This is a genomic window from Rubrivivax gelatinosus (genome assembly GCF_016583785.1).
GTDB classification, from domain to species: Bacteria; Pseudomonadota; Gammaproteobacteria; order Burkholderiales; family Burkholderiaceae_C; genus Rubrivivax; species Rubrivivax gelatinosus_B.
The window spans coordinates 1-25683 of the sequence record NZ_NRRU01000055.1; the positions used below are offsets into that span (position 1 = coordinate 1).

Genomic DNA, 25683 nt, shown 5'->3' on the forward strand with positions numbered 1-25683 from the left:
CCGTAGGGGCTGCGACCACCGCCGCCGCCGCCGCCGTAGCCACCACGGCCACCGCCGCCGCCACCGAAGCCGCCCGGACGGTCTTCACGAGGACGCGCCTCGTTGACGACGATCGCGCGGCCTTCGAGGGCCTGACCGTTCATGCCGTTGATGGCAGCCTGAGCTTCGGCGTCCGAGCCCATCTCGACGAAGCCGAAGCCCTTCGAGCGGCCGGTTTCGCGATCCATCATGACCTTGGCGGACGTGACGGTGCCGAATTGCCCAAACGCTTGTTGCAGAGAGTCGTCGCGCACCGAATACGCAAGGTTGCCGACGTACAGTTTGTTACCCACAGAGAAGCCCTCTATCTAGAACCAAGGAGCCATGCGGAGCTTCTACCCTTGCGTGAACCATTCATTTCAAAGGCGCGGCTACCAGACACAGACCGGCCTATTATGGGTGCCGTCGCCCCGGGCCTGTAAAGCGGCGGGGCATCAAATGTTGTTTTCGAACCCCCAGGCAAACCCCAAAACCGGGGTTCAACCCCCTAATCTGAAAATTCGATGATGCCTGGGGCGGGTGCGCCAGCGCTCGCCGGGATATTCACGGGCGCTCGTTGCCGCGACGCGAGACGCCGGTTCGACAGCCGCGCGTGGTGTATCGCGTGGCCCGGCGCGTGCGCCTGCCAACCCGCCTGCCGGCTGCGGTCAGTGCTGATCCCACCATCCGGCCGCGCCGCTACGATCGCCCAATGGACCTGTTGAAGCCGTTGATCGCGTTGCTGGCGATCGTCAATCCGATCGGGGTCGTTCCGTTCTTCATCCACTTCACGCAGAACTTCAGCCCGGAGCAGCGCCGGCGCACGATCCGCATCAGCTCGTTCTCCGCCTTCGTCGTCATCGCGACCAGCTCGCTCGCCGGGCTGAAGATCATCGAGTTCTTCGGCATCTCGATCGCATCGTTCCAGGTCGGCGGCGGGCTGCTGCTGATGCTGAGCGCGGTGGCGATGCTCAACGCCCAGCCCGCCGAGACCAAGCCGACCGACGTCAGTGACGGCAACGAGCGTGTCGACGCCGGCGCCAGCATCGCCGTCGTGCCGCTGACGATCCCGCTGCTGACCGGCCCGGCGACGATCTCGACCATGGTCATCTACGCCGAACGCACGCGGCACTGGTGGCAGCTCGCGGTGCTCGTCGGCTACGGCGTCGTCGTCGGCGTGGCTACCTTCCTCGCGTTCTCGGCCTCGGGCCGCATCGCTGCATGGCTGGGCAAAACCGGCATCAACGTGATGACGCGGCTGATGGGCCTGATCCTGGCGGCGCTGGCCGTGGAGATCATGGCCGAGGGCCTGCTCAAGCTCTTCCCGGTGCTGGCCAGCCCGCTGACCTGAGCGTCGGCGAGACATCGAACGACAACGACAGGAGACACGCATGACCCCCGCCCCGCACGAACCGCCGCGCCCTCGCCGCCTGCCGCCGTCCGCGCGGTGAGCGCCGCCGAGTACGACGTCGTCATCGTCGGCGGCGGCACCGCCGGCTGCCTGCTCGCCAACCGGCTGTCGGCCGAGCCGAGCCTGCGCGTGCTGCTGATCGAAGCCGGCGGCCATGACGACTACCACTGGATCCACATTCCGGTGGGTTACCTCTACTGCATCGGCAACCCGCGCACCGACTGGCTCTACCGCACCGAGCCCGACCCGGGCCTCAACGGCCGCAGCCTGCGCTACCCACGCGGCAAGGTGCTGGGCGGCTGCTCCAGCATCAACGGCATGATCTACATGCGCGGCCAGGCGCGCGACTACGACGGCTGGGCCGTCGCTGTCGGCGACGCCAACTGGCGCTGGGAGCACTGCCTGCCCTTTTTCATGCGCCACGAGGACCACTGGCGCGGCGCCGATGCGCAGCACGGCGCCGGTGGCGAATGGCGCGTCGAGCGCCAGCGGCTGAGCTGGGAAGTGCTCGACGCCTTCGCCGCGGCGGCGCGCGAGGCCGGCATCCCCGCCACCGAGGACTTCAACCGCGGCAGCAACGAAGGTGTCGGCTATTTCGAGGTCAACCAGCGCTCCGGCGTGCGCTGGAACACGAGCAAGGCCTTTCTGCGCCCGGTGGTCGCGCGGCCCAATCTGCAGGTCTGGACCGGGGCGATGGTCGCGCGCGTGCTGGTCGAGGACGGCCGCGCCGCCGGCGTCGAAGTCCGCCCGCAAGGCGGCGGCGAGCCACTCGTGGCGCGGGCGCGGCAGGAAGTGGTGCTGGCCGCCGGTGCCATCGGCACGCCGCAGATCCTGCAGCTCTCGGGCCTGGGGCCGGGCGAGCTGCTGCGCGAACTCGGCATTCCGGTGCTGCGCGACCTGCCCGGCGTCGGCGCCAACCTGCAGGACCACCTGCAGATCCGCGCCGTCTACGCGGTCGAGGGCACGCGCACGCTGAACACGCTGTCGGCGAACTGGTTCGGCAAGGCACGCATCGCCGCCGAATACGCGCTGCGCCGCAGCGGGCCGATGAGCATGGCGCCGTCGCAGCTGGGCGCCTTCACGCGGTCGTCGCCCGAACACGAGTGGCCGAACATCGAGTACCACGTGCAGCCGCTGTCGCTGGACGCCTTCGGCGAGCCGCTGCACGGTTTCGACGCCTTCACCGCCAGCGTCTGCAACCTGAACCCGGGCTCGCGCGGCCAGGTGCGCATCGCCTCGCCGCGGCCCGAGGACGCACCGCGCATCGTGCCCAACTACCTGTCGACGCCCGAGGACCGCCAGGTCGCCGCCGATTCGCTGCGGCTGACACGCCGCATCGCCGCGATGCCGGCGCTGGCGGGCCTGCGGCCGCGCGAGATCAAGCCGGGCCCGCAGTACAGCAGCGACGAGGAACTCGCGCGCCTGGCCGGCGACATCGGCACGACCATCTTCCACCCGGTCGGCACCTGCCGCATGGGGCGCGACGACGACGATCTGGCCGTCGTCGACTCGCGCCTGCGTGTGCGCGGCGTCGCCGGGCTGCGCATCGCCGACGCCAGCGTGATGCCGACCATCACCAGCGGCAACACCAACTCGCCGACCTTGATGATTGCCGAACGTGCGGCGCAATGGGCCGCCCGCGGCGGGTAAGCCCTGATGTCGCAAACGCAAGCGGGCGCTACATTTTGTGCACTCGCGACGGTCCTGCCTTCCAACAGAAGGCGGTGAACGTCAGGCGGGGGAACGAGGAGACAGACAGACGCCGGGCATCCGAGCCGCCGCACACCATCCGAACATGGCGGCAGGGCCCACGGCCACAACGCACGAAGGGGCGCTACCGGATCCGGTGGCGCCCCTTTTCGCCTTTTGGACGGCCGCACGGGCTGCGGCGCCGAGATGCCGCCCCAAGCCCCCGCTGTTGCGGCGATGCCCTCGACGGCCAGGGACTACGATGGTCGGGTCCGCCATTGCCATCTCCCCGAGCCGCCCCATGTCCGTCAACGCCGAACTGCGAACGCTTGAGATCGATATCCCGGCGCAACCCGAGGCGCTGGTCAAGCTCTCGCTGCTGCTCGCCGAGGACGACGTCAACCTCGCCGCCGCCGCCTCGCTGATCGAGGGCGACATGGCGCTGGCCGCCGCGGTGCTGAAGGCGGTGAACTCCTCGCTCTACGGTCTTCGCGGGCGCGTGCAGAGCGTGCAGCAGGCGATCACGTATCTCGGCATGCGCGAGATCGCCGCGATCACCTTCGAGATCGGGCTGCGCGCCGCCTTCCCGCCTGCGGTCGAACTCGACCCGATGTGGTCGCGCGCCGCTCGCCGCGGCCTCGTGATGGGGCGCATCGCGCACAAGCTCTCGCTGGACGCCTGGGCGGCTCATTCCGCCGGGCTGTTCGAGGAATGCGGCAAGGCGGTGCTGTTCCGCCACGCTGCCGACCACTACCGCGCGATGCTGCGCGCCGCGCGCTCCGACACCGAACTGCTGACGCTGGAGCACGCCGGCTTCGGCGTCAGCCACGACGCGCTCGGCGCCGCGCTCTGCGAAAGCTGGGGCCTGGGCCAGGCGGCGGTGGCCTGCGTGCGCCACCACGTGCTGCTGCAGTTCGGGCTCGAGTTCCCGCCGCAGATGCCGCCGGGCCGGCGCGCCATCGGCGCCGTCTCGGTGATCGCGCACGCGATGATCAACGAGCCCGCGACGCTGGACGAGGTCACCGCGACGATCGCGCCGCTGGCCGAACTCGACGTGACGCTGGCGCTGCGCAGCGTGCGCCAGGTGCAGGAACAGCTCGCCGACGCACTGAGCCACGGCCGCTGAGGCGGCCCTGCCCCGCGTTCGCGGGATGACGTGAAACGGCATGGGCGCCGCGCCGCGCCAGCTAGTCGTAAGCCCTGAGGGCCGCCGGCGCGCCGCTCGTTAGTCTGGCCGCGACCGGGCCCCGTCACGGCCCGCCGGGTGCCCGCATGTCCGCCACCGTCCCCGACGCCGCGCTGGCGCTGCAGCGCCTGTACCACTGGGAGCGGCACGCGCCCGAGCGCATCGCGCTGAGCCAGCCGGCCCGCGGCGAACTTCACGACATCCGCTGGGCCGAAGCCGTCGGCCAGGCGCGGCGCATGGCGGCACACCTGCTGGCGCTCGGCCTGCCGCGCGGCTCGTGCATCGCCATCCTCGGCAAGAACTCGGCGCACTGGCTGATTGCCGACTGGGCGATCTGGATGGCCGGCCACGTCTCGGTGCCGCTGTACCCGACGCTGGCCGCCGCCACCGTGCGCCAGGTGCTGGAGCACAGCGGCGCGCGCCTGCTCTTCGTCGGCAAGCTCGACCTCTGGGCGGAGATGAAGTCGGGCGTGCCCGCGGGCCTGCCCTGCATCGAACTGCCGCTGGGCCCGGGCAGCGGCGCGCCGCGCTGGGACGACATCGTCGCGTGCACGCCGCCGCTGGCGGGCGAGCCGGTGCGCGCCGGCGACGAGCTCTGCACCGTGATGTACACCTCGGGCACGACCGGCGCACCCAAGGGCGTGATGCACAGCTTCCAGCACTTCGCCTGGGGGCTGCAGGCGGGTTTGAAGCGCATCGGCGGCCTCGACGCCGACGCCCGCATGCTCAGCTACCTGCCGCTGTCGCACGTCGCCGAGCGCACGCTGGTCGAACACGGCCAGCTGCACGGCGGCCTGCGCGTCTATTTCGCCGACACGCTGGACACCTTCGCCGAAGACCTGCGGCGTGCGCGGCCGACGGTGTTCTTCTCGGTGCCGCGGCTGTGGCTGAAGTTCCAGCAGGGCGTGCACGCGCGCATGGCGCCGGGCAAGCTGAACACGATGCTGGCGCTGCCTGGGCTGGGCCGCGTCGTGCGCCGCAAGGTGCTCGAGGGCCTGGGCCTGGACGCCTGCCGCTTCGCCGCCGGCGGCGCGGCGCCGATGCCGCCCGACCTGCTGCGCTGGTACGCGCGCCTGGGGCTGGACCTTGTCGAGGTCTACGGCATGACCGAGAACTGCGGCATCAGCCACGCGACGCTGCCCGGCCAGCCGCGCCCGGGCACCGTCGGCCAGCCCTATGACGGCGTCGAGGCGCGCATCGACGCCACCAGCGGCGAGATCCAGATGCGCAGCCCGGCGCTGATGCTGGGCTACTTCCGCGAGCCCGAGCTGACGCAAGAAGCCATCAGCGCCGACGGCTGGCTGCACACCGGCGACCAGGGCGAACTCGACGCCGGCGGCAATCTGCGCATCACCGGGCGCGTCAAGGACCTGTTCAAGACCAGCAAGGGCAAGTACGTCGCGCCGGCGCCGATCGAGGACAAGCTGGTGATGCACCCGGCGGTCGAGGCCTGCTGCGTCAGCGGCGCCCATCTGCACCAGCCGCTGGGGCTGCTGATGCTGAACCCGGCCGCCGCCGCCCAGGCCGACGACGCCGACGGCCGCGCGGCGCTGGAGCGGTCGCTCGCCGACCACCTGGATACCGTGAACTCGCTGCTCGACCCGCACGAGCGCCTGGCCTGCGTGGTCCTGATGCGCGACGCCTGGACCGTCGGCAACGACCTGGTGACGCCGACCTTCAAGGTCAAGCGCGGGCGCATCGAGGCGCTGTTCGCGCGCCACTACGACCAGTGGGCGGGGTCCGGCCGCAAGCTCGTCTGGTACGACGCGCCGCGCTGATCAGGCCGCGCGCAGGCAGTCGACGATGTTCAGTCGCGCCGCGCGCCAGGCCGGGATGAAACCTCCGACCAGCCCCATCGCGAGCGCGAAGGCGAGCGCCTTGGCGGCGATCACCGGCGTCAGCCGGAACTGGAACGCGAGTTCGGAGAAGGTCGCGAAGTTGGTCGTCGAGACGTCGACGAACTGCATCAGGCTGGCCGACGCCAGCCCGAAGACGCCGCCGACGAAAGCCAGCAGCAGCGACTCGCCCAGGAAGGCCGCCAGCACCGCCTCGCGCCTGAAACCCAGCGCGCGCAGCGTGCCGATCTCGCCGACACGCGAGGCGACGGCGCCGAACATCGTGATCGCCGCGCCGACGATGGCGCCGGTGGAGAAGATCAGCGCCAGCGCCGTGCCCAGGATGCTGATGAAGTTGGCCAGCGCCTCGCTCTGTTCGGCGTAGAAGCGGATCTCGGGCTTGGCGTCCAGCGTCAGCCGCGGGTCGTCTTCCAGCCGCGCGCGCGCGGCCTCGAAGCTGGCCACGTCGGCCAGGCGGAAGATGACGCTGGAATAACTCTGGCGGCGGAAGGCCTGCATCAGCTGCTCGGCGTCGCCCCAGATCTCGGAGTCGAAGCCGGTCCTGCCGGCGTCGATGACGCCGACCACCGTCCAGTCGCGGCCGGCAAAACGCAGCGTCGAGCCGGGCGCGACGTTTTCGTAGCCCCGCGCGACCGCGCGCCCGACGACGACTTCGGCGCTGCCGGCGCGAAAAAAGCGCCCCTCGACGACCTGCACCTGCGGCCGCAGCGCCAGCCCGGTGGCCGAGGTGCCACGCAGCGTCACGTTGCCGGGTTTGCCGTTGCGTTTGACCAGGCTGTTCAGCACCACCGGCTCGCGGCTCAGCAGCGGCCGGCCGAGCGCGTCGCCGGCGATGCCGGGCAGGCTTTCGATCACGGCCGCCTGCTCGCGGCCGATCGCGCTCGTGATCTCGGCGTTGGCGCCCTTGCGCAGCACGACGACGTTGTCGGGCTGGCCGGTGGCCACCAGCGTCGCGCGTATGCCCTCGGTCATCATCAGCACGGTGGCGAAGACGAAGACGACGAGCGCCATGCCGCCGGCGGTCAGCGCCGTCGTCACGCGCCGCACCCAGAGGTTGCGGGCGACGTAGGCGAGCGGGATCGCGCGGCGCATCGGCTGCCTTCAGCCCACGTGTCGGAGGCCGTCGACGATGTCGATGCGGCTGGAGCGCCAGGCCGGCCAGGCGGCGGCGATCGCGCCCACCGCCAGTGCCGCCAGCAGCTGCAGCGCCATCGTCTCGGGCGCGACGCGGAACACCGGGAACAGCGTGCCGACGGCGTTGGCGAACACCGATGCCAGCGGCAGCGTGACGAGCACGCCGGCGACGCCGCCGATGGCCGCGATCAGCAGGCTCTCGCCGAACAGCAGCTTGACGACGAACTCCGGCGGGAAGCCCAGCGCCTTCAGCGTCGCGTATTCGGCCATGCGTTCGCGCGCCGTCATCGCCATCGTGTTGGCCATCACCGCCATGATGATGACGATGACGATCAGGCTCACCGCCTGCAGCGCCACCAGGATGGCCTCGCTCATCGAGACGAAACCGAGCTGGAAGGCCTTCTCGGTCTCGGTCAGCGTCTCGGCGATCGAGTTGCGGAACATCGCGTCGATGCGCTGCGACACCAGCGCGGCGTCGTTCGGGTCGCGGATGCCGAGCACGAAGACACCGACCGAGTCGCCGCGGCCGGGGTAGCGCTGGCGCTGGATCTCGTTGATGTAGCCCCAGTGCATCAGCATCTGGTTCTCGTCGACGCCGGGGTCGGCGCCTTCGTAGATGCCGCGGATCGGGAAGTTCCAGGTGCCGCTGTAGATCGTGCCGCGCAGCGGCACCGTGTCGCCGAGCTTCCAGCCGTACTTGGCTGCCAGCTTGCGGCCGACGAGCACGCTGCGGCGGTCGCGCAGCCAGGCGCTGCGTTCGGCGTCGGAGACGACGAACTCGGGGTACAGCGGCAGGTAGCTGGCGGCGTCGACGGCGAACTGCGGGAAGAAGTTGCGCTCGGTGATGTAGACGCCGCCGAACCAGTTCGACCAGCTGACCGCATCGACGCCGTCGACCGCACGCAGCCGCTCGGCGTAGGCCAGCGGCAGTGGCACCGTCAGCGAGGTCGCGCTGCGCGTGATCAGCCGCGTGCTCGAACTCGCGTTCGCGCCCGCGTACCAGGCGTCGACGATGGTGCGCAGCAGGCCGAAGGCGCAGACCGCGACCATCAGCCCGACGATGGTCAGCAGCGTGCGCAGCCGGTGGCGGAACGCGTTCTTCAGCAGCAGGCGCAGCAGGAACACGGCCGGCTCCGCCTCAGGCGAGGGCTTCGTCGTCGGCGAGCACACCTTTTTCCAGGTGCACCAGGCGGTGCGCACGCGCCGCGGCCTTGGGGTCGTGCGTGACCATCACGATGGTCTTGCCGAGTTCGGCGACGAGCTGCTCGAGCAGCGTCAGCACCTCCTCGCCGGTATGGCGGTCCAGGTCGCCGGTGGGTTCGTCGGCGACGATCAGCGTCGGGTCGCCGACGAGCGCACGCGCGATCGCCACACGCTGCTGCTGGCCGCCGGACAGCTCGTTCGGGTAGTGCGTCGCGCGGTCGGCCAGCGACACCAGCGCCAGCGCCTGGGCGACCCGCTCGCGGCGCTCGCGTGCCGACAGGCTGGTCAGCAGCAGCGGCAGCTCGACGTTCTCGGCCGCGCTCAGCACCGGCAGCAGGTTGTAGAACTGGAAGATGAAGCCGACGTTGGCGGCGCGCCAGTCGGCGAGCGCACCTTCGTCCAGCGTCGCGATGTCGGTGCCGGCGATCTCGATCGTGCCGCCGGTGGGCTTGTCGATGCCCGCCACCAGGTTCAGCAGCGTGCTCTTGCCCGAGCCGCTGGGGCCCATCAGCGCGATGAACTCGCCTTCCTGCACGTCCAGGTCCAGGCCCAGCAGCACCGGGATGTCCTGCTCGCCGCGGCGGTAGATCTTCTGCAGCCCGCGAACGCGGATCAGCGGCGGCCGCTCGGCGCCGGGTGCGGCGCTCACTTGGCCACCGTCACGCGCGTGCCGTCGGACAGCGTGGCTGCCGGCGCGAGCACGACCCGTTCGCCGGCCTTCAGCGCGCCAGGTGCGATCTCCAGCATGTCGCCCAGCGTGCGCCCGGGCGTCACCGGCACCGCCTGCAGACGGCCGTCGGCGGCGATGCGCAGCACGACGCGCCGGCCGTCGCGTTCGACCACCGCCTTGGGGTTCAGCGCCAGCACCGGCTGGCGGTCGGCGGCCGTGGCCGGCTGCGACAGGAAGACGACGCGTGCCGCCATCTCCGGCAGGATGCGCGGGTCCAGCCGCTCGAAGCGGATCTTGGTCATCACCGTCGCCTTGGCGCGGTCGACGGTGGGCACGATGCGCGCGACGCTGCCGGCCAGGCGCAGATCGGGCAGCGCGTCGAGCGCGATCTCCACCGGCTGGTCGATGCGGATGCGGCCGACGTTGGCCTCCGACACGTCGGCCTCGACCTCCAGCGTCGACATGTCGGCCATCGTGACGACGGCACCGAGCGCGCCGGTGGCGCTGGACAGCGGCGTGATCAGGTCGCCGACGTTGGCGTTCTTGTTCAGCACCACGCCGTCGAAGGGCGCGCGGATCTCGGTGTTGTCGCGCCCGACCTGCTGCACCTTGAGCTGGGCGCGGGTCTGCGCCAGCGCGGCTTCGGTGGCGGCGAGCGCGGCCGCGGCGGCGTCGGTGCGGCGCTGCGCCGCGTCCACCGCCTGCGGCGAGACGAAACCCTGCTCCTTCAGGCCGAGCGTGCGCTCCAGGTCGGCGCGTGCATTGGCGAGTTCGACCGCGGCCTGGCGCCGGCTGGCGTCGGCCTGGCGCACGCCGGCTTCGGCTGCCATCACCACCGGCACGACGTCGGCGGCGTCGATGCGGCCGATCAGGTCGCCGGCCTTGACGACGCTGCCTTCGCGCACCCGCAGTTCGATCAGGCGGCCGGTGGCCTTGCTCGCGACCGCCGCGCGCCGCTGCGCGACGACGTAGCCCGAGGCGTTGAGTTCGGCGAAACGTGCCGACGGGTAGGCGCTGGTGACGCTGGTGGCCTGGACTTCGGGTGCGCCGCGGGTCCAGGTGACCAGCGCCAGCGCGACGGCGATGCCGACGCCCAGCCAGATCCAGCGCTGGCCGCGGCGGCGCGGCGCCGGGCCACGCGCGGCTTTCAGCGAGGACAGCATCGGGCGCGCCGGAGCGGTGGGTTCGGTCATGGTCGGGTGGCGGCGGGCGGGGGTTCAGGCGGCGGAAGACTCGATGACGCCGCCGCCCAGGCAGACGTCGCCGTCGTAGAGCACGGCCGACTGGCCCGGCGTCACGGCCCACTGCGCGTCTTCGAAGGCCAGCGCGAAGCGCTCGCCCTCGCCACGCAGCGTGCAGCCGGCGTCGGCCTGGCGGTAACGCGTCTTGGCAGCCAGCGCGCCGTCGGTCGGCGCGCTGCCGGCGACCCAGGAGCAGTCGGCGGCGACCAGCGTGTGCGCCAGCAGCCAGGGGTGGTCGTGGCCCTGGACGACACGCAGCACGTTGCGCTCCAGCTCCTTGCGCGCGACGTACCAGGGCGCGTGTTCGCCGCCGCCGGCTCTCAGCCCGCCTATGCCCAGGCCCTGGCGCTGGCCCAGCGTGTAGAAGCTCAGGCCGACGTGGCGGCCGACGACGCGGCCGCGTTCGTCCTCGATGTCACCCGGCGCCTGCGCCAGGTAGCGGTTCAGGAACTCGCGGAACGGGCGCTCGCCGATGAAGCAGATGCCGGTCGAGTCCTTCTTCTTCGCGTTCGGCAGACCGATCTCGGCGGCGATGCGGCGCACCTCGGTCTTGGGCAGTTCGCCCACCGGGAACATCGTGCGCGCCAGCTGCGCCTGGTTCAGGCGGTGCAGGAAGTAGCTCTGGTCCTTGGCCGGGTCCAGCCCCTTGAGCAGCTCGAAGCGGCCGCCGCGTTCACGCACGCGGGCGTAGTGGCCGGTGGCGATGCGCTCGGCGCCCAGGCGCATCGCGTGGTCGAGGAAGGCCTTGAACTTGATCTCGGCGTTGCACAGCACGTCGGGGTTGGGCGTGCGCCCGGCACCGTACTCGCGCAGGAACTCGGCGAAGACGCGGTCCTTGTACTCGGCGGCGAAGTTGACGTGTTCGAGGTCGATGCCGATGACGTCGGCCACCGCCGCGGCGTCCAGGAAGTCCTGGCGCGACGAGCAGTATTCGCTGTCGTCGTCGTCTTCCCAGTTCTTCATGAAGAGGCCGATGACCTCGTAACCCTGCTGCTTGAGCAGCCAGGCGCTGACTGCCGAGTCGACGCCGCCGCTCAAGCCCACCACGACGCGACGCTTGTCCTGCATGGGGACGAATTATCCGCGCCGGCGCGCCGTGGCGCCTTGCGCCAGGGCGGGCACAATGCCGGCCGATGAACGAAGACGGCGAGGACCCGTTCGAGGTCCGCGACAGCCACATCCACGGCCTCGGGGCCTTCGCCACGCGCCCGCTGCGCAAAGGCCAGCGCATCGGCCTCTATGCCGGCCGGCGCTGGACACCCGGCGAGATCGCCACGCTCGACTGGGACAACGCGCTGACCTATTTCTTCGGCCTGTCCGACGGCTCGATGATCGACGGCCGCGAAGGCGGCAACGGCACGCGCCACCTGAACCACTCCTGCGCGCCCAACTGCGTCGCTTACGAGGTGGTCGACGAGGACGGCGTGCTGCAGATCCAGATCGAGGCCGGGCGCCGCATCCGCGTCGGCGACGAGCTTTTCATCGACTACTCGCTGGACATCGGCGACGCCGACCCGGCCGAGTTCGAATGCCGCTGCGGTGCACCCGAGTGCCGCGGGACGATGGCGGCGCCGCCGCCGCCGCCGCCGGCGAAGAAGCCGCGCCGGCGGGGCTAAGCCCGCCGCGCCTCAAGCTGCCGCCGTGGACCGGCTACGCCGGTTCACTGGCGGCGCCCCCCTGGGGGGGAGCGCCGAAGGCGCTACGGGGGGGGGCCTGATACCCGCGCGGGATCGCCGCCAGCAGCCGCTTCGTGTAGTCCTGCTGCGGCGCCAGCAGGATCTGCTCGGCGCTCGCCTGCTCGACCACCTGGCCGTCCTTCATCACCAGCACCTCGTCGCTGATGAAGCGCACGACGGCGAGGTCGTGGCTGATGAAGACGTAGGACAGGCCGAGCTCGTCCTGCAGGTCCTTCAGCAGGTTCAGCACCTGGGCCTGGACGCTGACGTCCAGTGCCGAGACCGCCTCGTCCAGCACCAGCACCTCGGGCTCCAGCGTCAGGCAGCGTGCGATCGCGACGCGCTGGCGCTGGCCGCCCGAGAACTCGTGCGGGTACTTGCCGAAGGCACGGCCGTCCAGGCCCACCTTCTCCAGCAGCGTGCGCGCACGCTGCTCGCGCTCGGCGGTGTCGCGGCCGATGCCGTGGATGGTCATCGGCTCGATCAGCGCCTGGCCGATCGTGAAGCGCGGGTTCAGGCTCGCGTACGGGTTCTGGAAGACGATCTGGATGCGCCGGCGCATCAGCTGGCGCTCGCGGTCGCTGATCTTCAGCAGGTTCTTGCCGTCGAAAATGACTTCGCCGCCGGTGGGCTCGTGCAGGCGCAGCAGCGTCAGCCCCATCGTCGTCTTGCCCGAACCCGACTCGCCGACCACGCCGAGCGTGTGGCCGCGGCGCAGCTTGAAGTTGACGTCCTGCACCGCCTTGAACTCGCGCTTGCCGAACAGGCCCTGCGGCAGCCAGAAGCTCTTGGCCAGCGAACGCACTTCCAGCACCACCGGCGCGTCCGGGTCCTTGGCCTTGGCGGCACCGGCGGCGCTGCGGCCGGCGATGTGGTCGTCGATCACCATCAGCCGCGCCGGGTTCGCGTCGAGCGAGGGCCGGCAGGCCAGCAGCGCCTGGGTGTAGCCGTCCTGGGGCGCGGCGAAGATGCGCGCGACATCGCCCGACTCGCGGATCTGCCCGTGGCGCATGACGACGACGCGGTCGGCGATCTCGCCGACCACGCCCAGGTCGTGGCTGATGAACAGCAGGCTCATGCGGTGGCGTTCGCGCAGCTTGCCCAGCAGCTCCAGCACCTGGCGCTGGATGGTCACGTCCAGCGCCGTCGTCGGTTCGTCGGCGATCAGCAGCCTGGGCTCGCAGGCCAGCGCCATCGCGATCATCACGCGCTGCTGCTGGCCGCCCGACATCTCGTGCGGGTAGGCGTTCAGGCGGCGCTTGGGTTCCGGGATGCCGACTTCGCCCAGCAGCTCCTCGGCGCGTGCCCAGGCCTGGCGGCGCGACATGCCGAGGTGGCGCATCAGCGGTTCGGCGAGCTGCTGGCCGACGTTGAACACCGGGTTCAGCGAGCTCATCGGGTCCTGGAAGACGCAGGCGATCTCCTTGCCGCGCAAGGCCTGGAGTTCACGCAGCGAAGCCTGCAGCAGGTCGCGCTCGCGCCAGAGGATGCGGCCGCTGCGCTCGGCGTTCTCGGGCAGCAGGTTCAGCACCGACATCGCGGTGACGCTCTTGCCCGAGCCCGACTCGCCGACGAGCGCGACGGTGGTGTTCTCGGGCACGTCGAAGGAGATGCCCTTGACGGCCTGGGCGCGCTGGCCCTGGCCCATGCGGAACTCGACCTTGAGGTCCTGGATGGAAAGCAGCGAAGTCATCGTCGGGGCGGTGTCGTGCGGGGCGTTCATTCCAGGCCCCGCAGCTTCGGGTCGAGCGCGTCGCGCGCGGCGTCGGCCATCAGCGAGAACGCGGTGACGAACACCGCCATGAAGCCGGTGGCGGCCACCAGCTGCCACCAGTAGCCCAGGATCAGGTCGCTCTGGGCTTCGGCCAGCATCGTGCCCCAGCTCACCTGGTCGACCGGCACGCCCAGGCCCAGGTAGGACAGGATGACCTCGGCCTTGATGAAGCCGACCACCAGCAGCCCCATGCGCACCAGCACGACGTGGCTGACGTTGGGCAGGATGTGGCGGAACATGCGCGACAGGCGCGAGGCGCCGATGGCCTCGGCGGCGCGCACGTACTCGCGGCTGGAGTGTTTGATGAACTCGGCGCGCACCTGGCGGTACATGCCGGTCCAGCCGGTGAAGCCCAGGATCAGCACGACGGTGTCGATGCCCCGGCCCAGCACCGCGGCGAAGGCGAAGATCAGCAGGATGCCCGGCACCGACTCGAAGACGTTGTAGAGCCACTCGAGCGCGTCGCCGATCTTGCCGCCGAAGAAGCCGCTGAAGGCCCCGAGCAGCGTGCCGATCGTCGTCGCCACGAGCGCGGCGAGCACGCCGACGAAGACCGAGATCTGCGTGCCCTTGATCGCTTTCTCGAGCACGTCGCGACCGAGGCGGTCGCCGCCCAGCGGCAGCGTCTCGAGCTTGGGCGTTTCCTCGGTCTTCAGCTTGGCGGCGCGTTCGGCCCATTCGGCGTAGCGCGGCGCCAGCGGGTCGACGTCGGAGAGGTCGACGTTCGGGCCCTTGGGCGTGGCGATCGCGGCCTGCTTCTCGGCCGGCGCCGGGCCCATGAAGCTGGGCGGCGCGTTCGAGACGCCGACCTCGCGCTGCCAGTCGCCGGCGACGACGCCCAGCCAGGACAGCAGGATCAGCAGCAGGAAGGCGAGCACGACGACGAGCGCGGCGACGCCGACGCGGTCGGCCTTGTAGCGGCGCCAGGCGGCGTGCCAGACGCCTTCGGAACGTTGGTGGGCCGCGTCGACGGCGGCCGGGGCGGACATCACGGCACTCACTTCAGCACCACCCGCGGGTCGGCGACCTTGAACAGCAGGTCGGTCATCAGGTTGATCAGCATCGTCAGCACAGCCAGGTAGACCGTCACCGCCTGGATCACCGGGTAGTCGCTGCGGTTCACCGCCAGCAGCACCTCGCGGCCCAGGCCGGGGATCGAGAAGAAGACCTCGATCAGGAAGGAGCCGACGAAGATGCTGGGCAGGGCCAGACCGATGTTCGTCAGGATCGGGATCATCGCGTTGCGCAGCACGTGCTTGAACAGCACCGTGCCTTCGCCCATGCCCTTGGCGCGCGCGGTGCGCACGTAGTCCTGGCCGAGTTCGTCGAGCAGGAAGCTGCGGTACAGCCGGGTCTGCGGCGCGATGCCGACGGCCACCGCCAGCAGCACCGGCAGCGGCGCGTAGGTCACCAGGTTGGTCAGCGTCGAGTCGCTCCAGCCCTGCACCGGGAACCAGCCCAGGCGGAAGCCGAAGAAGTACTGGCCGACGATGACGTAGACCAGGAAGCTGATCGACAGCGCCACCGTCGTGACCACCATGATGGTGCGGTCGGTCAGCGAGCCGCGGCGGTAGGCCACCCACATCGCGATCGGCAGCGCCAGCAGCGTGTCCAGGATCAGGATCGGCACCATCACCGTCAGCGTCGCCGGCAGCCGGCTGGCGAACAGGCTGGACACCGGCTCGTTCGTCGCCCAGCTGTGGCCCCAGTCGAAGGTGAGGATGGACTTCACGAAGATCCACAGCTGGGTCGACCAGGGCTGGTCAAGGCCCAGCTCCTGGCGGATCGCCGCGATCTGTTCGGGGGTCGCGTTGAGGCCGCCGAGGATTTCGGCGGGGTCGCCGCCGAAGAATTTGAACAGCATGAACACCAGCAGCACGACGCCCGCGAGCGTCGGGATCATCTGCCACAGGCGTCGTATCAGGTAAGCCGCCATCTGGGAATCGACGAAAAGCGGGCCCCGCTCGTGCCGGGGCCCGTGTTACAGGATGCGCGAGTGTAGGGGTGTCGGCCCCGGGCCGGCGTACGGCCTTCCCCCGCGTCACGCCAGGGCAAGCAGGTCCTGGGCCACCTGCCGCTTCTTCCTCGTAGGGCATGGAGCTTGCGAGCCTGCACCCGATTCCCGTGCGGCTGCGGGGTGGCGGCACCGTATTCGGGCGCGGCGCACCGTAGACTCCGCCGCTTCGTAACGAAATGCCCCGATCGATGAAACGCCTGGTCCGGCTGGCCACGCTGGCCGCCTGTCTGTTCGCGACCGGCACGGTCGCGCTGGCGCAGCCGGCCGCCGCCGCGCCCAAGACGCTGCGCTACTCGTTCCCGATCGCCGAGACCGGCTTCGATCCGGTGCCGATCAGCGACCTGTACTCGCTCACCGTCGTCGCCGGCATCTTCGAGGCGCCGCTGGAGTTCGCCTTCCTCGCGCGGCCGGTGCGCATGCGGCCCAACACCGCGGCCGCGATGCCCGAGGTCTCGGCCGACTTCCGCACCTTCACCTTCCGCATCAAGCCGGGCATCTACTTCGCTGCCGACCCCGCTTTCAAGGGCAAGCGGCGCGAGCTCGTCGCTGCCGACTACGTCTATTCGGTCAAGCGCCATTACGACCCGCGGGGCAAGGCCGGCCGCCTGTACCGGCTCGAGAGCGCGAAGATCCTCGGCCTGTCGGAGCTGCGCGCCCGGGCGCTGAAGGAGCGCAAGCCTTTCGACTACGACGCGCCGGTCGAAGGCCTGCGCACGCTGGACCGCTACACCTTCCAGGTGAAGCTGGCCGAGCCCTCGCCGCGTTTCCTCTACGTCTTCGCCGACGGCTCGCTCACCGGCGCGGTGGCGCGCGAAGTCGTCGAGTTCTACGGAGACCGCATCGGCGAGCATCCGGTGGGCACCGGGCCGTTCAAGCTCGGCGCCTGGAAACGCAGCTCGAGCATCGTGCTCGAACGCAACCCCGGCTACCGCGAGGTGCTCTACGACGAGGAAGCCCCGGCCGGCGACGAACGCCTGCAGGCCGTCGTTCGCGAGTTCAAGGGCCGGCGCCTGCCGCTCGTCGACCGGGTACAGATCTCGATCATCGAGGAGCCGCAGCCGCGCTGGCTGTCCTTCCTGAACGAGGAGCAGGACGTCGCCGAGAACGTGCCGGCGGAGTTCGCCAACGTCGCGTTCCCGAACAACGAACTGGCGCCCAACCTCGCCAAGCGCGGCATCCTGATGCTGCGCTACCCGCGCTCCGACGTCGCCTATTCGTACTTCGCGATGGAGAACCCGGTGGTCGGCGGCTACGAGCCGCACAAGGTGGCGCTGCGGCGGGCGATCGCGCTGGCGGTCGACGTCGAACGCGAGATCCGTCTCGTGCGCGGCGGCCAGGCGGTTCCGGCGCAGTCGATCGTCGGCCCCGAGTCCTGGGGGTTCGATGCGGCCTACAAGAGCGAGATGGGCGACTACGACCCGGCGCGCGCCAAGGCGCTGCTCGACATGCACGGTTATGTCGACCGCGATGGCGACGGCTGGCGCGAGCAGCCCGACGGCAGCCCGCTGCTGCTGGAGTACTCGACCCAGCCCGACCAGCAGAGCCGCAAGCTCACCGAGCTCTGGAAGAAGAACATGGACGCGATCGGCATCCGCATCGTGTTCAAGGCCGCCAAGTGGCCCGAGCAGCTGAAGGCCTCGCGTGCCGGCAAGCTGATGATGTGGGGCGTGGGCTGGAGTGCCGAGCAGCCCGACGGCGACACCTTCCTGGCGGTCGGCTACGGCCCGAACAAGGGCCAGTCCAACCACGCGCGCTTCGACATGCAGGCCTTCAACGCGCTGTACGAGAAGCAGGCGGCCTTGCCCGACGGCCCCGAGCGCCAGGCGGCGATGGACGCGGCCAAGAAGCTGATGATCGCCTACATGCCCTACAAGGTGCACGTGCACCGTATCTGGACCGACCTCGCGCAGCCCTGGGTCAGCGGCTACAGCCGCAACATCTTCGTGCGCGAGTTCTGGAAGTACGTGGACATCGACCGCGAGGCGCTGGCGCGCCGCGGTTCCTGAACGACACCCTGCCGACGATGAAGCTGTTCTCTCTTGCCTGCGCCGCGCTGCTCGCGTTTGCGGCCTCGACCCATGCTGCCGAACCTGCCGCTGCCGACGGCGGGCGCAAGGTGCTGCGTGTGGCCTTCACCACCGCCGAGACCGGTTTCGACCCGTCGCAGATCAGCGACGTGTACTCGCGCACCGTCACGCCGCACATATTCGAGGCGTTGTACCGCTACGACCATCTGGCGCGGCCGGTGAAGATCCGCACGCTGACGGCTGCCGGCATGCCCGAGGTGTCGGCCGACTTCAAGGTCTGGACGATCAAGCTGCAGCCCGGCATCTATTACGCGGACGACCCCGCGTTCAAGGGTCACAAGCGCGAGCTGGTGGCGCAGGACTACGTCTACGCTTTCCAGCGCACCGCCGACCCGGCCAATCGCAGCCAGCTCTGGAGTTGGATCGAGACCTTCAAGATCGCCGGCCTCGATGAGTACCGGCGGGAAGTCGTCGCGCAGAAGAAGGCCTTCGACTACGACCACACGATCCCCGGCTTGCGGGCGCTGGATCGCTACACGATCCGCTTCACGCTGACCGATCCGTCGCCGCGATTCCTCGAGAACCTGACCGCGTCGGACTTGCTGGGCGGAGTTGCACGCGAGGTTGTCGAGTTCTACGGCGACAAGATCGCCGAGCACCCGGTGGGCACCGGCCCGTTCAAGCTCAAGCAGTGGCGGCGCAGCTCGCTGATCGTGCTGGAGCGCAACCCCGACTTCCGGGAGATGCACTACGACGCTGAGCCCGCACCCGACGACGCCGAAGGCCAGGCGATCCTGGCGCGGTTCAAGGGCCGGCGCATCCCGATGATCGATGAGGTGCGCATCTCGATCATCGAGGAGGAGCAGCCGCGCTGGCTGGCTTTCCTGAACGGCCAGATCGACATGCTCGCCGGCCAATATGGCCCGGTGCCCGGCTCGTTCATCAACGTCGCTGTGCCCAATGGCCATGTCGCGCCGAACCTGGCGCGCAAAGGCATCCAGGCGGCGCAGCAGGTCAACGCCGACATCGGAATCACCTACTTCAACATGGAAGATCCGGTGGTCGGCGGCTACACGCCGGAAAAGGTGGCGCTGCGCCGCGCGATCTCGTTGGCGATGGACGTCGAACGCGAGATCCGTGTGGTGCGCCGGGGCCAGGCGATCCCGGCGCAGTCGCAGGTCGTGCCGCATACGACCGGCTACGACCCGAAGTTCAAGAGCGAAGCCGGCGACTACGACCCGGCGCGCGCACGTGCACTGCTGGACATGTATGGCTACGTCGACCGCAACGGAGACGGCTGGCGTGAACAGCCCGACGGCAAGCCGCTGGAGATCGTCTACGCGACGCAGCCGTCGCAGATCAATCGCCAGTTCGACGAGCTCTGGCGCAAGAACATGCAAGCCGTTGGCATCCGCACCAGCTTTCAGAGTGGGCAGTGGCCCGAGCAACTGAAGCTGGCGCGTGCCGGCAAGCTGCAGATCTGGACACTGGGATCGTCGGCCTCGGGCCGCGACGGCCAGAGCTCGTTCGACCGCCTGCACGGCCCGCAGGCGGGCGGTCAGAACCTGGCGCGTTTCAAGCTCCCGGCGTTCGATGCACTCTACGAGCGCATGTCGGTACTGCCTGACGGACCGGAACGCGACGATCTCTTCCGTCAGGCCAAGATGCTGTCAGTGGCCTACATGCCTTACAAGCCGACGGTGCACCGCATCAGCACCGACATGTGGCAACCCTGGGTCAGCGGCTTCCGCCGCCCGGTGTTCTGGAGCGAGTGGTGGCACCTGGTCGACGTCGACCCGGAGATGCGGGCGAAGGCCGGCGTCAGCGGCGACTGAGTGCGGCACCGGCGTCCGGATACCTGCTGTTGCATTCAGTGAACATCAGCGCCACGCCAAGTGTTTCGCGTTACGCCATAAATCGAGCGCTGTAAACCTGCAGTTACAACTTGCTGGCGTGAATGTCAGGGAATTCACGATCCTGGGGCAGACTGGTAATCCTTTCTCACAGTGCCGGTCAGAGCGCTTCGGCAGACTCGATCGGACTTTGGGTTCCAAGAGACCAGTAATGACGACTGACACGATCATCGTGGCGCCGATCGGCGGTCAGCGCTCCGTGATGCGCCCGTTGTCCGAAGGACGCGGAGCCGTCGCGCGATCGCCGGCTGCCGAAACCTCCGAGCGCGTTTTCCGCATCCGTTCCGCCGACTCCTACGTCTGCCGCCAGCGTGCCGACTCGCTGTTGCGCGAGCGTTATGCCTGGCGCGGCTACCACGCCGTCTCGCTGCCGAGCGACCAGACGACCAACCGCATCACGCTGTCGGCGACCGAGAACGACGACACGATCGGCACGATCACCGTGGCGCTGGACAGCGCCGAGGGCCTGAGCGCCGAAGACGCCTTCCCCGCCGAGATGGAAGGTCTGCGCGGCTTGAACCTGCGGGTCTGCGAGTTCACCAAGCTCGCGATCGACCCGATTTCCGGCAGCAAGCGCGTGCTGGCGGCCCTGTTCCACGTCGCCTACATCGTCGCCCACCGCATCCGCGGCTACGACGCGCTGGTGATGGAAGTGAACCCCCGCCACGTGCGCTACTACGAGCGCATGCTCGGCGCGCGCATCGTCGGCGAGGAGCGGCTGAACCGCTTCGTCAACGCGCCGGCGGTGCTGCTGACGATCGACTTCGACTACATCCGCCAGCAGATCGAAGCCTTCGGCGGGCGTGCCGACCTCGACGCCGACGAACGTTCGCTCTACCCGTACGCGTTCTCCTCGCGCGAGGAGCAGGGCATCCTCGCCCGGCTGATGAAGGCGCAGACCCCGGCCTCGGCCAGCATCAACTGAGCCGCCTGCGCTCAGCCGGCCGCACGCGCCAGCTGCACGATCGCCTGTGCCGGCAGTGCGCCCGACTGGCGCCGGGTCTCGCGACCGTGCTCCAGCCGCACCAGCGTCGGAATGCTGCGGATGCCGAAGCGTGACGCCAGCTGCGGGTTGTCGTCGCTGTTGACCTTGACCAGCAGCGTCTGCCCCTGCAGCGTGCGCCCGGCCTGCTCGAACGCCGGCGCCATGGCCCGGCAGGGCCCGCACCACGGCGCCCAGAAGTCGACCAGCACCGGCAGCGGATACGCGCCGACCACGGCGTCGAAATCGGCGTCGCCCAGTTCGACCGGGCGGCCATCCAGCAGCAACTGGCCGCAGCGGCCGCAATTCGGCGCCTCGGCCAGGCGCGCCGCCGGCAGGCGGTTGGTGGCACCGCAGTGCGGGCAGGGCAGGTGCAGCTTGTCGTCCATGGGTCGCAGTTGGGGCCGGTGGCTGCGCAGATCAAGGTCCGGGCGGGCGACGCTCGCCTCCTAGAATCGTCCGATGCCTTCTTCGCTGGCGCAGCGCGCCGCCGCGCTGCACCGCCTCGCCGTCGTCGCCTTGCTCGGTTTCGCCTCGGGCCTGCCACTGGCCCTGACCGGACAGGCGATGCAGGCCTGGCTCACGGTCGACGGCATCGACCTGGCGACGATCGGTTTTCTCAGCCTCGTCGGCCTGCCCTACACCTTCAAGTTCCTGTGGGCGCCGCTGATGGACCGCTTCGAGGTCCCGCTGCTGGGGCGGCGCCGCGGCTGGCTGGTGCTGACGCAGCTGCTGCTGGCGGCGGTGCTGTTCGCGCTGTCGACCACCAGTCCGTCGGACTCGATCCGCGCCTTCGCGCTGCTGGCCGTGCTGGTGGCCTTCGTCTCGGCCTCGCAGGACGTCGTCATCGACGCCTACCGCACCGACCTGCTGACGCACCGCGAGCGCGGCCTGGGCGCCTCGCTCAACGTCATGGGCTACCGGCTGGCGATGATCCTGTCGGGCGGCATCGCGCTGATCTGGACCGACCCGGGCCAGGGCGGCGGCTGGACCTGGCCCGGCGTCTACCGCTTCATGGCGGCGCTGATGGCCGGCCTGGCGCTGCTGTCGGCCATCGCGCTGCCGCAGCTGAAGGCGCCGCCGGCCAGGCCGACGCTGGCGCGGCGCGACGTCATCGGTTTTCTCGCCGTCGTCGCCGCGGTCTTCGTCGGCGCGGCGCTGACCGACCGTTTCGGCGCGGCCGTCGTGCAGGCCGTGCTGGGTGGCTGGCTGGCGACGACGGCGATGGCGCCGGCCTTGCAGGCGCGCTGGCTCGAGCTCGCGGTGCTGATGCTGGGCCTGGCGTTCACGCTGCCGCTGGCCGGCTGGGTGGCGAAGGCGGCGCGTTTCGAGACCCTGCTCGGCGGCCTGAGCAGCTACTTCGCCCAGCGCGGCGCCGCCGCGTTCCTGATCTTCATCGTGCTCTACAAGCTCGGCGACGCCTTCGCCGGCTCGCTGATGACGCCCTTTCTGCTGAAGGCCATGGCCTACGGCTCGGCCGAGGTCGGCGTCGTCAACAAGCTGATCGGGCTGTGGCTGACGATCGCCGGCGCCATCGTCGGCGGCGCGCTGATGCTGCGGCTGGGGCTTTGGCGCTCGCTGCTGCTGTTCGGCGTGCTGCAGCTCGCCAGCAACCTCGGCTTCTGGTGGCTCGCGGTCAACGGCAAGGGCGTGATGCCGGGGCTGACGATCCCGGCCTTCGATTGGGGCTTCGTCCGGCTCGCACAGCCGACGCCGGTCGACGGCGGCCTGCTGATGGTGGTGGCGTTCGAGAACATCTCCGGCGGCATGGGCACGGCGGCTTTCGTCGCCTTCCTGATGAGCCTGTGCAACCAGCGTTTCACGGCGACGCAGTACGCGCTGCTGTCGGCTTTCGCCGCGGTCGGCCGTGTCTGGGTCGGGCCGCTGGCCGGCGTGCTCGCCGAGAGCATAGGCTGGCCCCGCTTCTTCATCCTGAGCACGGTGCTGGCGGCGCCCGCGCTGCTGATGCTGATCTGGATGCGCGACAGCGTGCGCGCGCTCGAGCTCGACCCCGCGACCGTCGGTGCCGTCGACGACTGAGGCCGCAAGCCCTCGTGCTCCTGCCTGAGGCCGGAGCACGTTTCCACGCGCGGTGTCCGAAGCACCGCCTCCTAGAATCCACCAGCGGAACCTCGGAGTTCCCGTCCGGGTCCGACGCCACATGCCGAACATCTTCGACACCGACGCCCAGATCGACCTGCCGCCGCTGCTGCACGCCGTCGGCTGCCATTGCGCGCTGCATCGCCGGCGCCTGTTCACCGGCGCGCTGGCGCTGGGGGCTGGCGCGGCGTTCTCCGGCCCGGCGCTGGCCAAGGAAGGCGTGCGCGACGACGTCGGCAACGAGTCGCGCTTCACCAAGCTGGTGCCGGCCGAGGACGTCGAGAAGGCGGCGGCCCAGCAATACGAGCAGATGCTGCGCGAAGCCCGCGCCTCCAAGGCCCTGGCGCCGGCCGAGCACCCGCAGCTCGTGCGCCTGCGCTCGATCGCCGACCGCATCATTCCCTACGCCGAACCCTGGAACCGGCGCGCTGCCAACTGGAAGTGGGAGATCAACCTCATCGGCAGCAAGCAGCTCAACGCCTTCTGCATGCCGGGCGGCAAGATCGCCTTCTACTACGGCATCCTGCAGCAACTGCAGCTGGGCGACGACGAGGTCGCGACCATCATGGGCCACGAAGTCGCCCACGCGCTGCGCGAGCATGCGCGCGAGCGCATGGGCAAGACGGCGGCCACGCGCATTGGCGCCAGCCTGGTGAGCGCGCTCTTCGGCCTGGGCCAGGCCGGCGATACGCTGCTGAACATGGGCGGGCAGCTGCTGACGCTGAAGTTCAGCCGCGAGGACGAGTCCGAAGCCGATATCGTCGGCATGGAACTGGCCGCACGCTCGGGCTACGACCCGCGCGCCGGCGTCTCGCTGTGGAAAAAGATGATCGAGGCGAGCAAGGGTGCGCCGCCGGAGTTCATGTCGACCCACCCCTCCGGGCCGACGCGCATCGCCGACATCGAGGCCAAGCTGCCCAAGGTGATGCCGCTGTACGAACGCGCGACCAAACCCGCGCGCCGGTTCGCGCCGCCAACCCGGGGCTGACGGCGCGCCGCGGCTTCAGGCCGCGTCGTGGGGCCGCTCGAGCGGCCAGCGCTCCAGCGGCTCGAAGACGACGCCGCGCAGCGCCGGCACCATCGGCGGCAGCACCGCGACCATGCGCACCAGCGCGCGGATGCTGCGGGCACCGGTTTTCTCGCGGATGCTGCCGATCTGGGTGCGCACGGTCGAGATGCGCACGCCCTGGTGTTCGGCGAATTTCTGCGGCGCGACGCCCGCGCACAGCGCTTCGAGCACGCGGGTCTCGGCCGGCGTCAGCCGGTGCGCGCGCGCGAAGCCGCGCACCGAGAGGTTCTCGCAGACCTGGCGTTTGCCCAGCAGCAGCATCGTCGCCGGCTGGCCTTCGAGCGCGTCGTCGACCAGCGGCACGACGGCCAGCGAGACCCGCTGGCGGCCGGAGCCCAGCGTCAGCATCTCGCGGGTGCCGCGCTGCGTGGCGTCGGCGACGGCAGTGGCCAGGTGGGCAGCGTCTTCGGGCAGCACCGCGCTGATGCGGCCGCCGCTGATCTGCAGCGGGTGCGACGCGTCGAGCTCGGCCTGGGCGCGGTGGTTGCGCCAACGCACGCTGCCGGTGCTGTCCAGCAGCAGCAGCCCGTAGTCGATTTCATCGAGCATCAGCGACAGGCACCGAGCCCAGCCGCCATTGGAGCTGCGCTCGGCTGCGGAGCGCGTGATCAGCGCGGGCGCGGGAGGGCGTGCGGCAGTCTGCCGTTCGAGCATGGTCATCGCCTTTCGTCAGTCGTTGCGAACGATGGCGGGCAGGCGGTGACTTCCTCCCGGGGTACAAATGCGGATCGGACCGGTAATGCTGCGGGCTCTGCTTGCCCGCTCCGGTCTCTTATCGCGGATCACATTCTGCCCCGCTGCGCAGGCGGGCGTTTGACCTGGGTCGATCCCCCGCCTGAATGAGCGTGTTACCCGGCCCCCGCCGATGCGGGGTCAGGGCGCCTGCGGGGCACGGTGCCGAACCCGGCGGCGCGGGGCTTCAGAGCTCGAAGCCGTAGTCGATCGTCAGCGGCGCGTGGTCGCTGAAGCGCTGGGCGAGGTAGATCTGCTCGCGCTGCGCGGTCTCGGCCAGCGCCGGGGTGGCGAGGTGGTAGTCCAGACGCCAGCCCACGTTCTTCGCCCAGGCCTGGCCGCGGTTGCTCCACCAGGTGTACTGGTCGGGGTTCGGGTTCAGGCGGCGGAAGACGTCGACCAGGCCGGTCTCCAGCAACTGCGTCATCCAGGCCCGCTCCTCGGGCAGGAAGCCGCTGTTCTTCTGGTTGCCGCGCCAGTTCTTCAGGTCGATCTCCTGGTGCGCGATGTTGACGTCGCCGACGAGGATGAACTCGCGCTCGGCCTTCAGCCGCAGCAGGTGCGGGAAGAGCGCGGCCAGGAAGCGGTACTTCGCCGCCTGGCGTTCCTCGCCGCTGGAGCCGCTGGGGAAGTAGCAGCTGATGATGCTGAGCTTGCGCCCGCCGCGGTCGTAGCGCGCCTCGACGTAGCGGCCCTCGGCGTCGAACTCGTCGTTGCCGAACCCGATCAGCACCTCGCTCGGCTGCTGCCGGGTGTAGAGCCCGACACCGGAGTACCCTTTCTTCTGTGCGAACTGGAAAAACCCGTCCAGGCCGCCGACGCGCTCGAAGCGCCCGGCCACGTCGGCAGCCTGCGCCTTGACTTCCTGCACCCCCATACAATCGGCGGCCGTGCTGGCGGCCCAGTCGAGGAATCCTTTGCTCGATGCCGAACGGATGCCGTTCAGGTTGAGCGTGACCAGACGAAAACCCAAGGGATGACCTCC

The 25683-nt window shown here is 70.0% G+C and carries 22 protein-coding genes; 10 read left to right on the plus strand and 12 right to left on the minus strand.

The genetic code is table 11. The annotated features are described in order from the left end of the window. Positions 1 to 332: RNA-binding protein (locus CKO43_RS15070; protein WP_200379129.1), on the minus strand; the 332-nt coding region annotated here is incomplete at its 3' end. 398 nt (positions 333 to 730) lie between these two features. On the opposite strand from CKO43_RS15070, the gene CKO43_RS15075 reads away from it, so the two are divergent. From CKO43_RS15075 to CKO43_RS15090, 4 genes are all read left to right on the plus strand, one after another. Beyond that, on the plus strand, positions 731 to 1369 hold the full coding sequence (locus CKO43_RS15075; protein ID WP_200379130.1) for a MarC family protein: 639 nt from the start codon (positions 731 to 733) through the stop codon (positions 1367 to 1369). A gap of 96 nt (positions 1370 to 1465) precedes the next feature. Continuing rightward, positions 1466 to 3079, plus strand: coding sequence for a GMC family oxidoreductase N-terminal domain-containing protein (locus CKO43_RS15080; RefSeq protein ID WP_200232144.1), 1614 nt, complete (start codon positions 1466 to 1468; stop codon positions 3077 to 3079). A gap of 340 nt (positions 3080 to 3419) precedes the next feature. After that, the gene (locus tag CKO43_RS15085) at positions 3420 to 4244 is read left to right on the plus strand and encodes an HDOD domain-containing protein (RefSeq protein WP_200232143.1); all 825 of its coding nucleotides are present in this window, start codon (positions 3420 to 3422) and stop codon (positions 4242 to 4244) included. A 146-nt stretch (positions 4245 to 4390) separates the two neighbouring features. After that, complete coding sequence (locus tag CKO43_RS15090; protein ID WP_200379131.1) at positions 4391 to 6082, plus strand: AMP-binding protein; 1692 nt, start codon at positions 4391 to 4393, stop codon at positions 6080 to 6082. Here the strand turns inward: CKO43_RS15090 and CKO43_RS15095 are convergent, their stop codons facing one another. Genes CKO43_RS15095 through mnmA form a run of 5 tightly spaced genes read right to left on the minus strand, consistent with a single transcriptional unit; the run spans position 6083 to position 11476 of the window. Beyond that, a complete protein-coding gene (locus CKO43_RS15095; RefSeq protein WP_200379132.1) occupies positions 6083 to 7252 on the minus strand; it encodes an ABC transporter permease in 1170 nt (389 codons plus the stop codon). It lies immediately after the preceding gene. A 9-nt stretch (positions 7253 to 7261) separates the two neighbouring features. Next, a complete protein-coding gene (locus tag CKO43_RS15100; RefSeq protein WP_200379133.1) occupies positions 7262 to 8419 on the minus strand; it encodes an FtsX-like permease family protein in 1158 nt (385 codons plus the stop codon). A gap of 13 nt (positions 8420 to 8432) precedes the next feature. Continuing rightward, positions 8433 to 9146 (minus strand): ATP-binding cassette domain-containing protein, encoded by a 714-nt coding sequence (locus tag CKO43_RS15105; protein WP_200379134.1) that lies wholly within the window; start codon positions 9144 to 9146, stop codon positions 8433 to 8435. Continuing rightward, a complete protein-coding gene (locus CKO43_RS15110; RefSeq protein ID WP_200379146.1) occupies positions 9143 to 10330 on the minus strand; it encodes an efflux RND transporter periplasmic adaptor subunit in 1188 nt (395 codons plus the stop codon). Before CKO43_RS15110 ends, CKO43_RS15105 begins: the two co-directional genes overlap by 4 nt. A gap of 54 nt (positions 10331 to 10384) precedes the next feature. Beyond that, entirely contained in the window at positions 10385 to 11476 is a 1092-nt protein-coding gene (mnmA, locus tag CKO43_RS15115; RefSeq protein ID WP_200379135.1) for a tRNA 2-thiouridine(34) synthase MnmA, read from the minus strand. Between the two features lie 65 nt (positions 11477 to 11541). Between mnmA and CKO43_RS15120 the strand changes: the two genes are divergently transcribed. Next, on the plus strand, positions 11542 to 12024 hold the full coding sequence (locus CKO43_RS15120) for an SET domain-containing protein (RefSeq protein ID WP_200379136.1): 483 nt from the start codon (positions 11542 to 11544) through the stop codon (positions 12022 to 12024). A gap of 34 nt (positions 12025 to 12058) precedes the next feature. Here CKO43_RS15120 and CKO43_RS15125 read toward each other — a convergent pair whose 3' ends face one another. The 3 genes from CKO43_RS15125 to CKO43_RS15135 are packed head-to-tail and all read right to left on the minus strand — an operon-like array spanning position 12059 to position 15794. Next, positions 12059 to 13777: an ABC transporter ATP-binding protein gene (locus CKO43_RS15125; RefSeq protein WP_200231564.1), complete on the minus strand. Its 1719-nt coding sequence runs from the start codon at positions 13775 to 13777 to the stop codon at positions 12059 to 12061. 26 nt (positions 13778 to 13803) lie between these two features. Further along, entirely contained in the window at positions 13804 to 14847 is a 1044-nt protein-coding gene (locus CKO43_RS15130; protein ID WP_200379137.1) for an ABC transporter permease, read from the minus strand. An 8-nt stretch (positions 14848 to 14855) separates the two neighbouring features. After that, complete coding sequence (locus CKO43_RS15135) at positions 14856 to 15794, minus strand: ABC transporter permease (RefSeq protein WP_200379138.1); 939 nt, start codon at positions 15792 to 15794, stop codon at positions 14856 to 14858. A gap of 269 nt (positions 15795 to 16063) precedes the next feature. Here CKO43_RS15135 and CKO43_RS15140 point away from each other — a divergent pair, with 269 nt between their 5' ends. The 3 genes from CKO43_RS15140 (at position 16064) to CKO43_RS15150 (ending at position 20740) form a co-directional block, all read left to right on the plus strand. Then, entirely contained in the window at positions 16064 to 17881 is a 1818-nt protein-coding gene (locus tag CKO43_RS15140; RefSeq protein WP_200379139.1) for an ABC transporter substrate-binding protein, read from the plus strand. A 17-nt stretch (positions 17882 to 17898) separates the two neighbouring features. Further along, positions 17899 to 19737 carry an ABC transporter substrate-binding protein gene (locus tag CKO43_RS15145; protein WP_200379140.1) on the plus strand — a complete coding sequence of 613 codons (1839 nt, stop codon included), beginning with the start codon at positions 17899 to 17901 and terminating at the stop codon, positions 19735 to 19737. Positions 19738 to 19966: 229 nt separating this feature from the next. Continuing rightward, a complete protein-coding gene (locus CKO43_RS15150) occupies positions 19967 to 20740 on the plus strand; it encodes an N-acyl amino acid synthase FeeM domain-containing protein (RefSeq protein WP_200379141.1) in 774 nt (257 codons plus the stop codon). Between the two features lie 11 nt (positions 20741 to 20751). Here the strand turns inward: CKO43_RS15150 and trxC are convergent, their stop codons facing one another. Beyond that, positions 20752 to 21186 carry a thioredoxin TrxC gene (gene trxC / locus CKO43_RS15155; protein ID WP_200231558.1) on the minus strand — a complete coding sequence of 145 codons (435 nt, stop codon included), beginning with the start codon at positions 21184 to 21186 and terminating at the stop codon, positions 20752 to 20754. A 73-nt stretch (positions 21187 to 21259) separates the two neighbouring features. Here trxC and CKO43_RS15160 point away from each other — a divergent pair, with 73 nt between their 5' ends. Both CKO43_RS15160 and CKO43_RS15165 read left to right on the plus strand, forming a co-directional pair. Then, positions 21260 to 22837: an AmpG family muropeptide MFS transporter gene (locus tag CKO43_RS15160; RefSeq protein WP_200231557.1), complete on the plus strand. Its 1578-nt coding sequence runs from the start codon at positions 21260 to 21262 to the stop codon at positions 22835 to 22837. A 121-nt stretch (positions 22838 to 22958) separates the two neighbouring features. Beyond that, positions 22959 to 23885, plus strand: a complete 927-nt coding sequence (locus CKO43_RS15165) for a M48 family metallopeptidase (RefSeq protein WP_200231556.1) — start codon at positions 22959 to 22961, stop codon at positions 23883 to 23885. A 15-nt stretch (positions 23886 to 23900) separates the two neighbouring features. Here CKO43_RS15165 and CKO43_RS15170 read toward each other — a convergent pair whose 3' ends face one another. Both CKO43_RS15170 and CKO43_RS15175 read right to left on the minus strand, forming a co-directional pair. Beyond that, the gene (locus CKO43_RS15170; RefSeq protein ID WP_200231555.1) at positions 23901 to 24626 is read right to left on the minus strand and encodes a helix-turn-helix transcriptional regulator; all 726 of its coding nucleotides are present in this window, start codon (positions 24624 to 24626) and stop codon (positions 23901 to 23903) included. 259 nt (positions 24627 to 24885) lie between these two features. Next, a complete protein-coding gene (locus tag CKO43_RS15175; RefSeq protein ID WP_200379142.1) occupies positions 24886 to 25671 on the minus strand; it encodes an exodeoxyribonuclease III in 786 nt (261 codons plus the stop codon). Between the last annotated feature and the right edge of the window lie 12 nt (positions 25672 to 25683).

Bases quoted from the DNA above. Each gene is read 5' to 3' on its own strand.
- CKO43_RS15145 (WP_200379140.1), top strand. From the start codon at position 17,899: ATGAAGCTGTTCTCTCTTGCCTGCGCCGCGCTGCTCGCGTTTGCGGCC.
- CKO43_RS15120 (WP_200379136.1), top strand. From the start codon at position 11,542: ATGAACGAAGACGGCGAGGACCCGTTCGAGGTCCGCGACAGCCACATC.
- CKO43_RS15160 (WP_200231557.1), top strand. From the start codon at position 21,260: ATGCCTTCTTCGCTGGCGCAGCGCGCCGCCGCGCTGCACCGCCTCGCC.
- CKO43_RS15165 (WP_200231556.1), top strand. From the start codon at position 22,959: ATGCCGAACATCTTCGACACCGACGCCCAGATCGACCTGCCGCCGCTG.
- CKO43_RS15085 (WP_200232143.1), top strand. From the start codon at position 3,420: ATGTCCGTCAACGCCGAACTGCGAACGCTTGAGATCGATATCCCGGCG.
- CKO43_RS15090 (WP_200379131.1), top strand. From the start codon at position 4,391: ATGTCCGCCACCGTCCCCGACGCCGCGCTGGCGCTGCAGCGCCTGTAC.
- CKO43_RS15125 (WP_200231564.1), bottom strand. From the start codon at position 13,777: ATGACTTCGCTGCTTTCCATCCAGGACCTCAAGGTCGAGTTCCGCATG.
- CKO43_RS15135 (WP_200379138.1), bottom strand. From the start codon at position 15,794: ATGGCGGCTTACCTGATACGACGCCTGTGGCAGATGATCCCGACGCTC.
- CKO43_RS15130 (WP_200379137.1), bottom strand. From the start codon at position 14,847: ATGTCCGCCCCGGCCGCCGTCGACGCGGCCCACCAACGTTCCGAAGGC.
- mnmA (WP_200379135.1), bottom strand. From the start codon at position 11,476: ATGCAGGACAAGCGTCGCGTCGTGGTGGGCTTGAGCGGCGGCGTCGAC.
- CKO43_RS15075 (WP_200379130.1), top strand. From the start codon at position 731: ATGGACCTGTTGAAGCCGTTGATCGCGTTGCTGGCGATCGTCAATCCG.
- CKO43_RS15110 (WP_200379146.1), bottom strand. From the start codon at position 10,330: ATGCTGTCCTCGCTGAAAGCCGCGCGTGGCCCGGCGCCGCGCCGCCGC.
- CKO43_RS15140 (WP_200379139.1), top strand. From the start codon at position 16,064: ATGAAACGCCTGGTCCGGCTGGCCACGCTGGCCGCCTGTCTGTTCGCG.
- CKO43_RS15095 (WP_200379132.1), bottom strand. From the start codon at position 7,252: ATGCGCCGCGCGATCCCGCTCGCCTACGTCGCCCGCAACCTCTGGGTG.
- CKO43_RS15150 (WP_200379141.1), top strand. From the start codon at position 19,967: ATGACGACTGACACGATCATCGTGGCGCCGATCGGCGGTCAGCGCTCC.
- trxC (WP_200231558.1), bottom strand. From the start codon at position 21,186: ATGGACGACAAGCTGCACCTGCCCTGCCCGCACTGCGGTGCCACCAAC.
- CKO43_RS15170 (WP_200231555.1), bottom strand. From the start codon at position 24,626: ATGACCATGCTCGAACGGCAGACTGCCGCACGCCCTCCCGCGCCCGCG.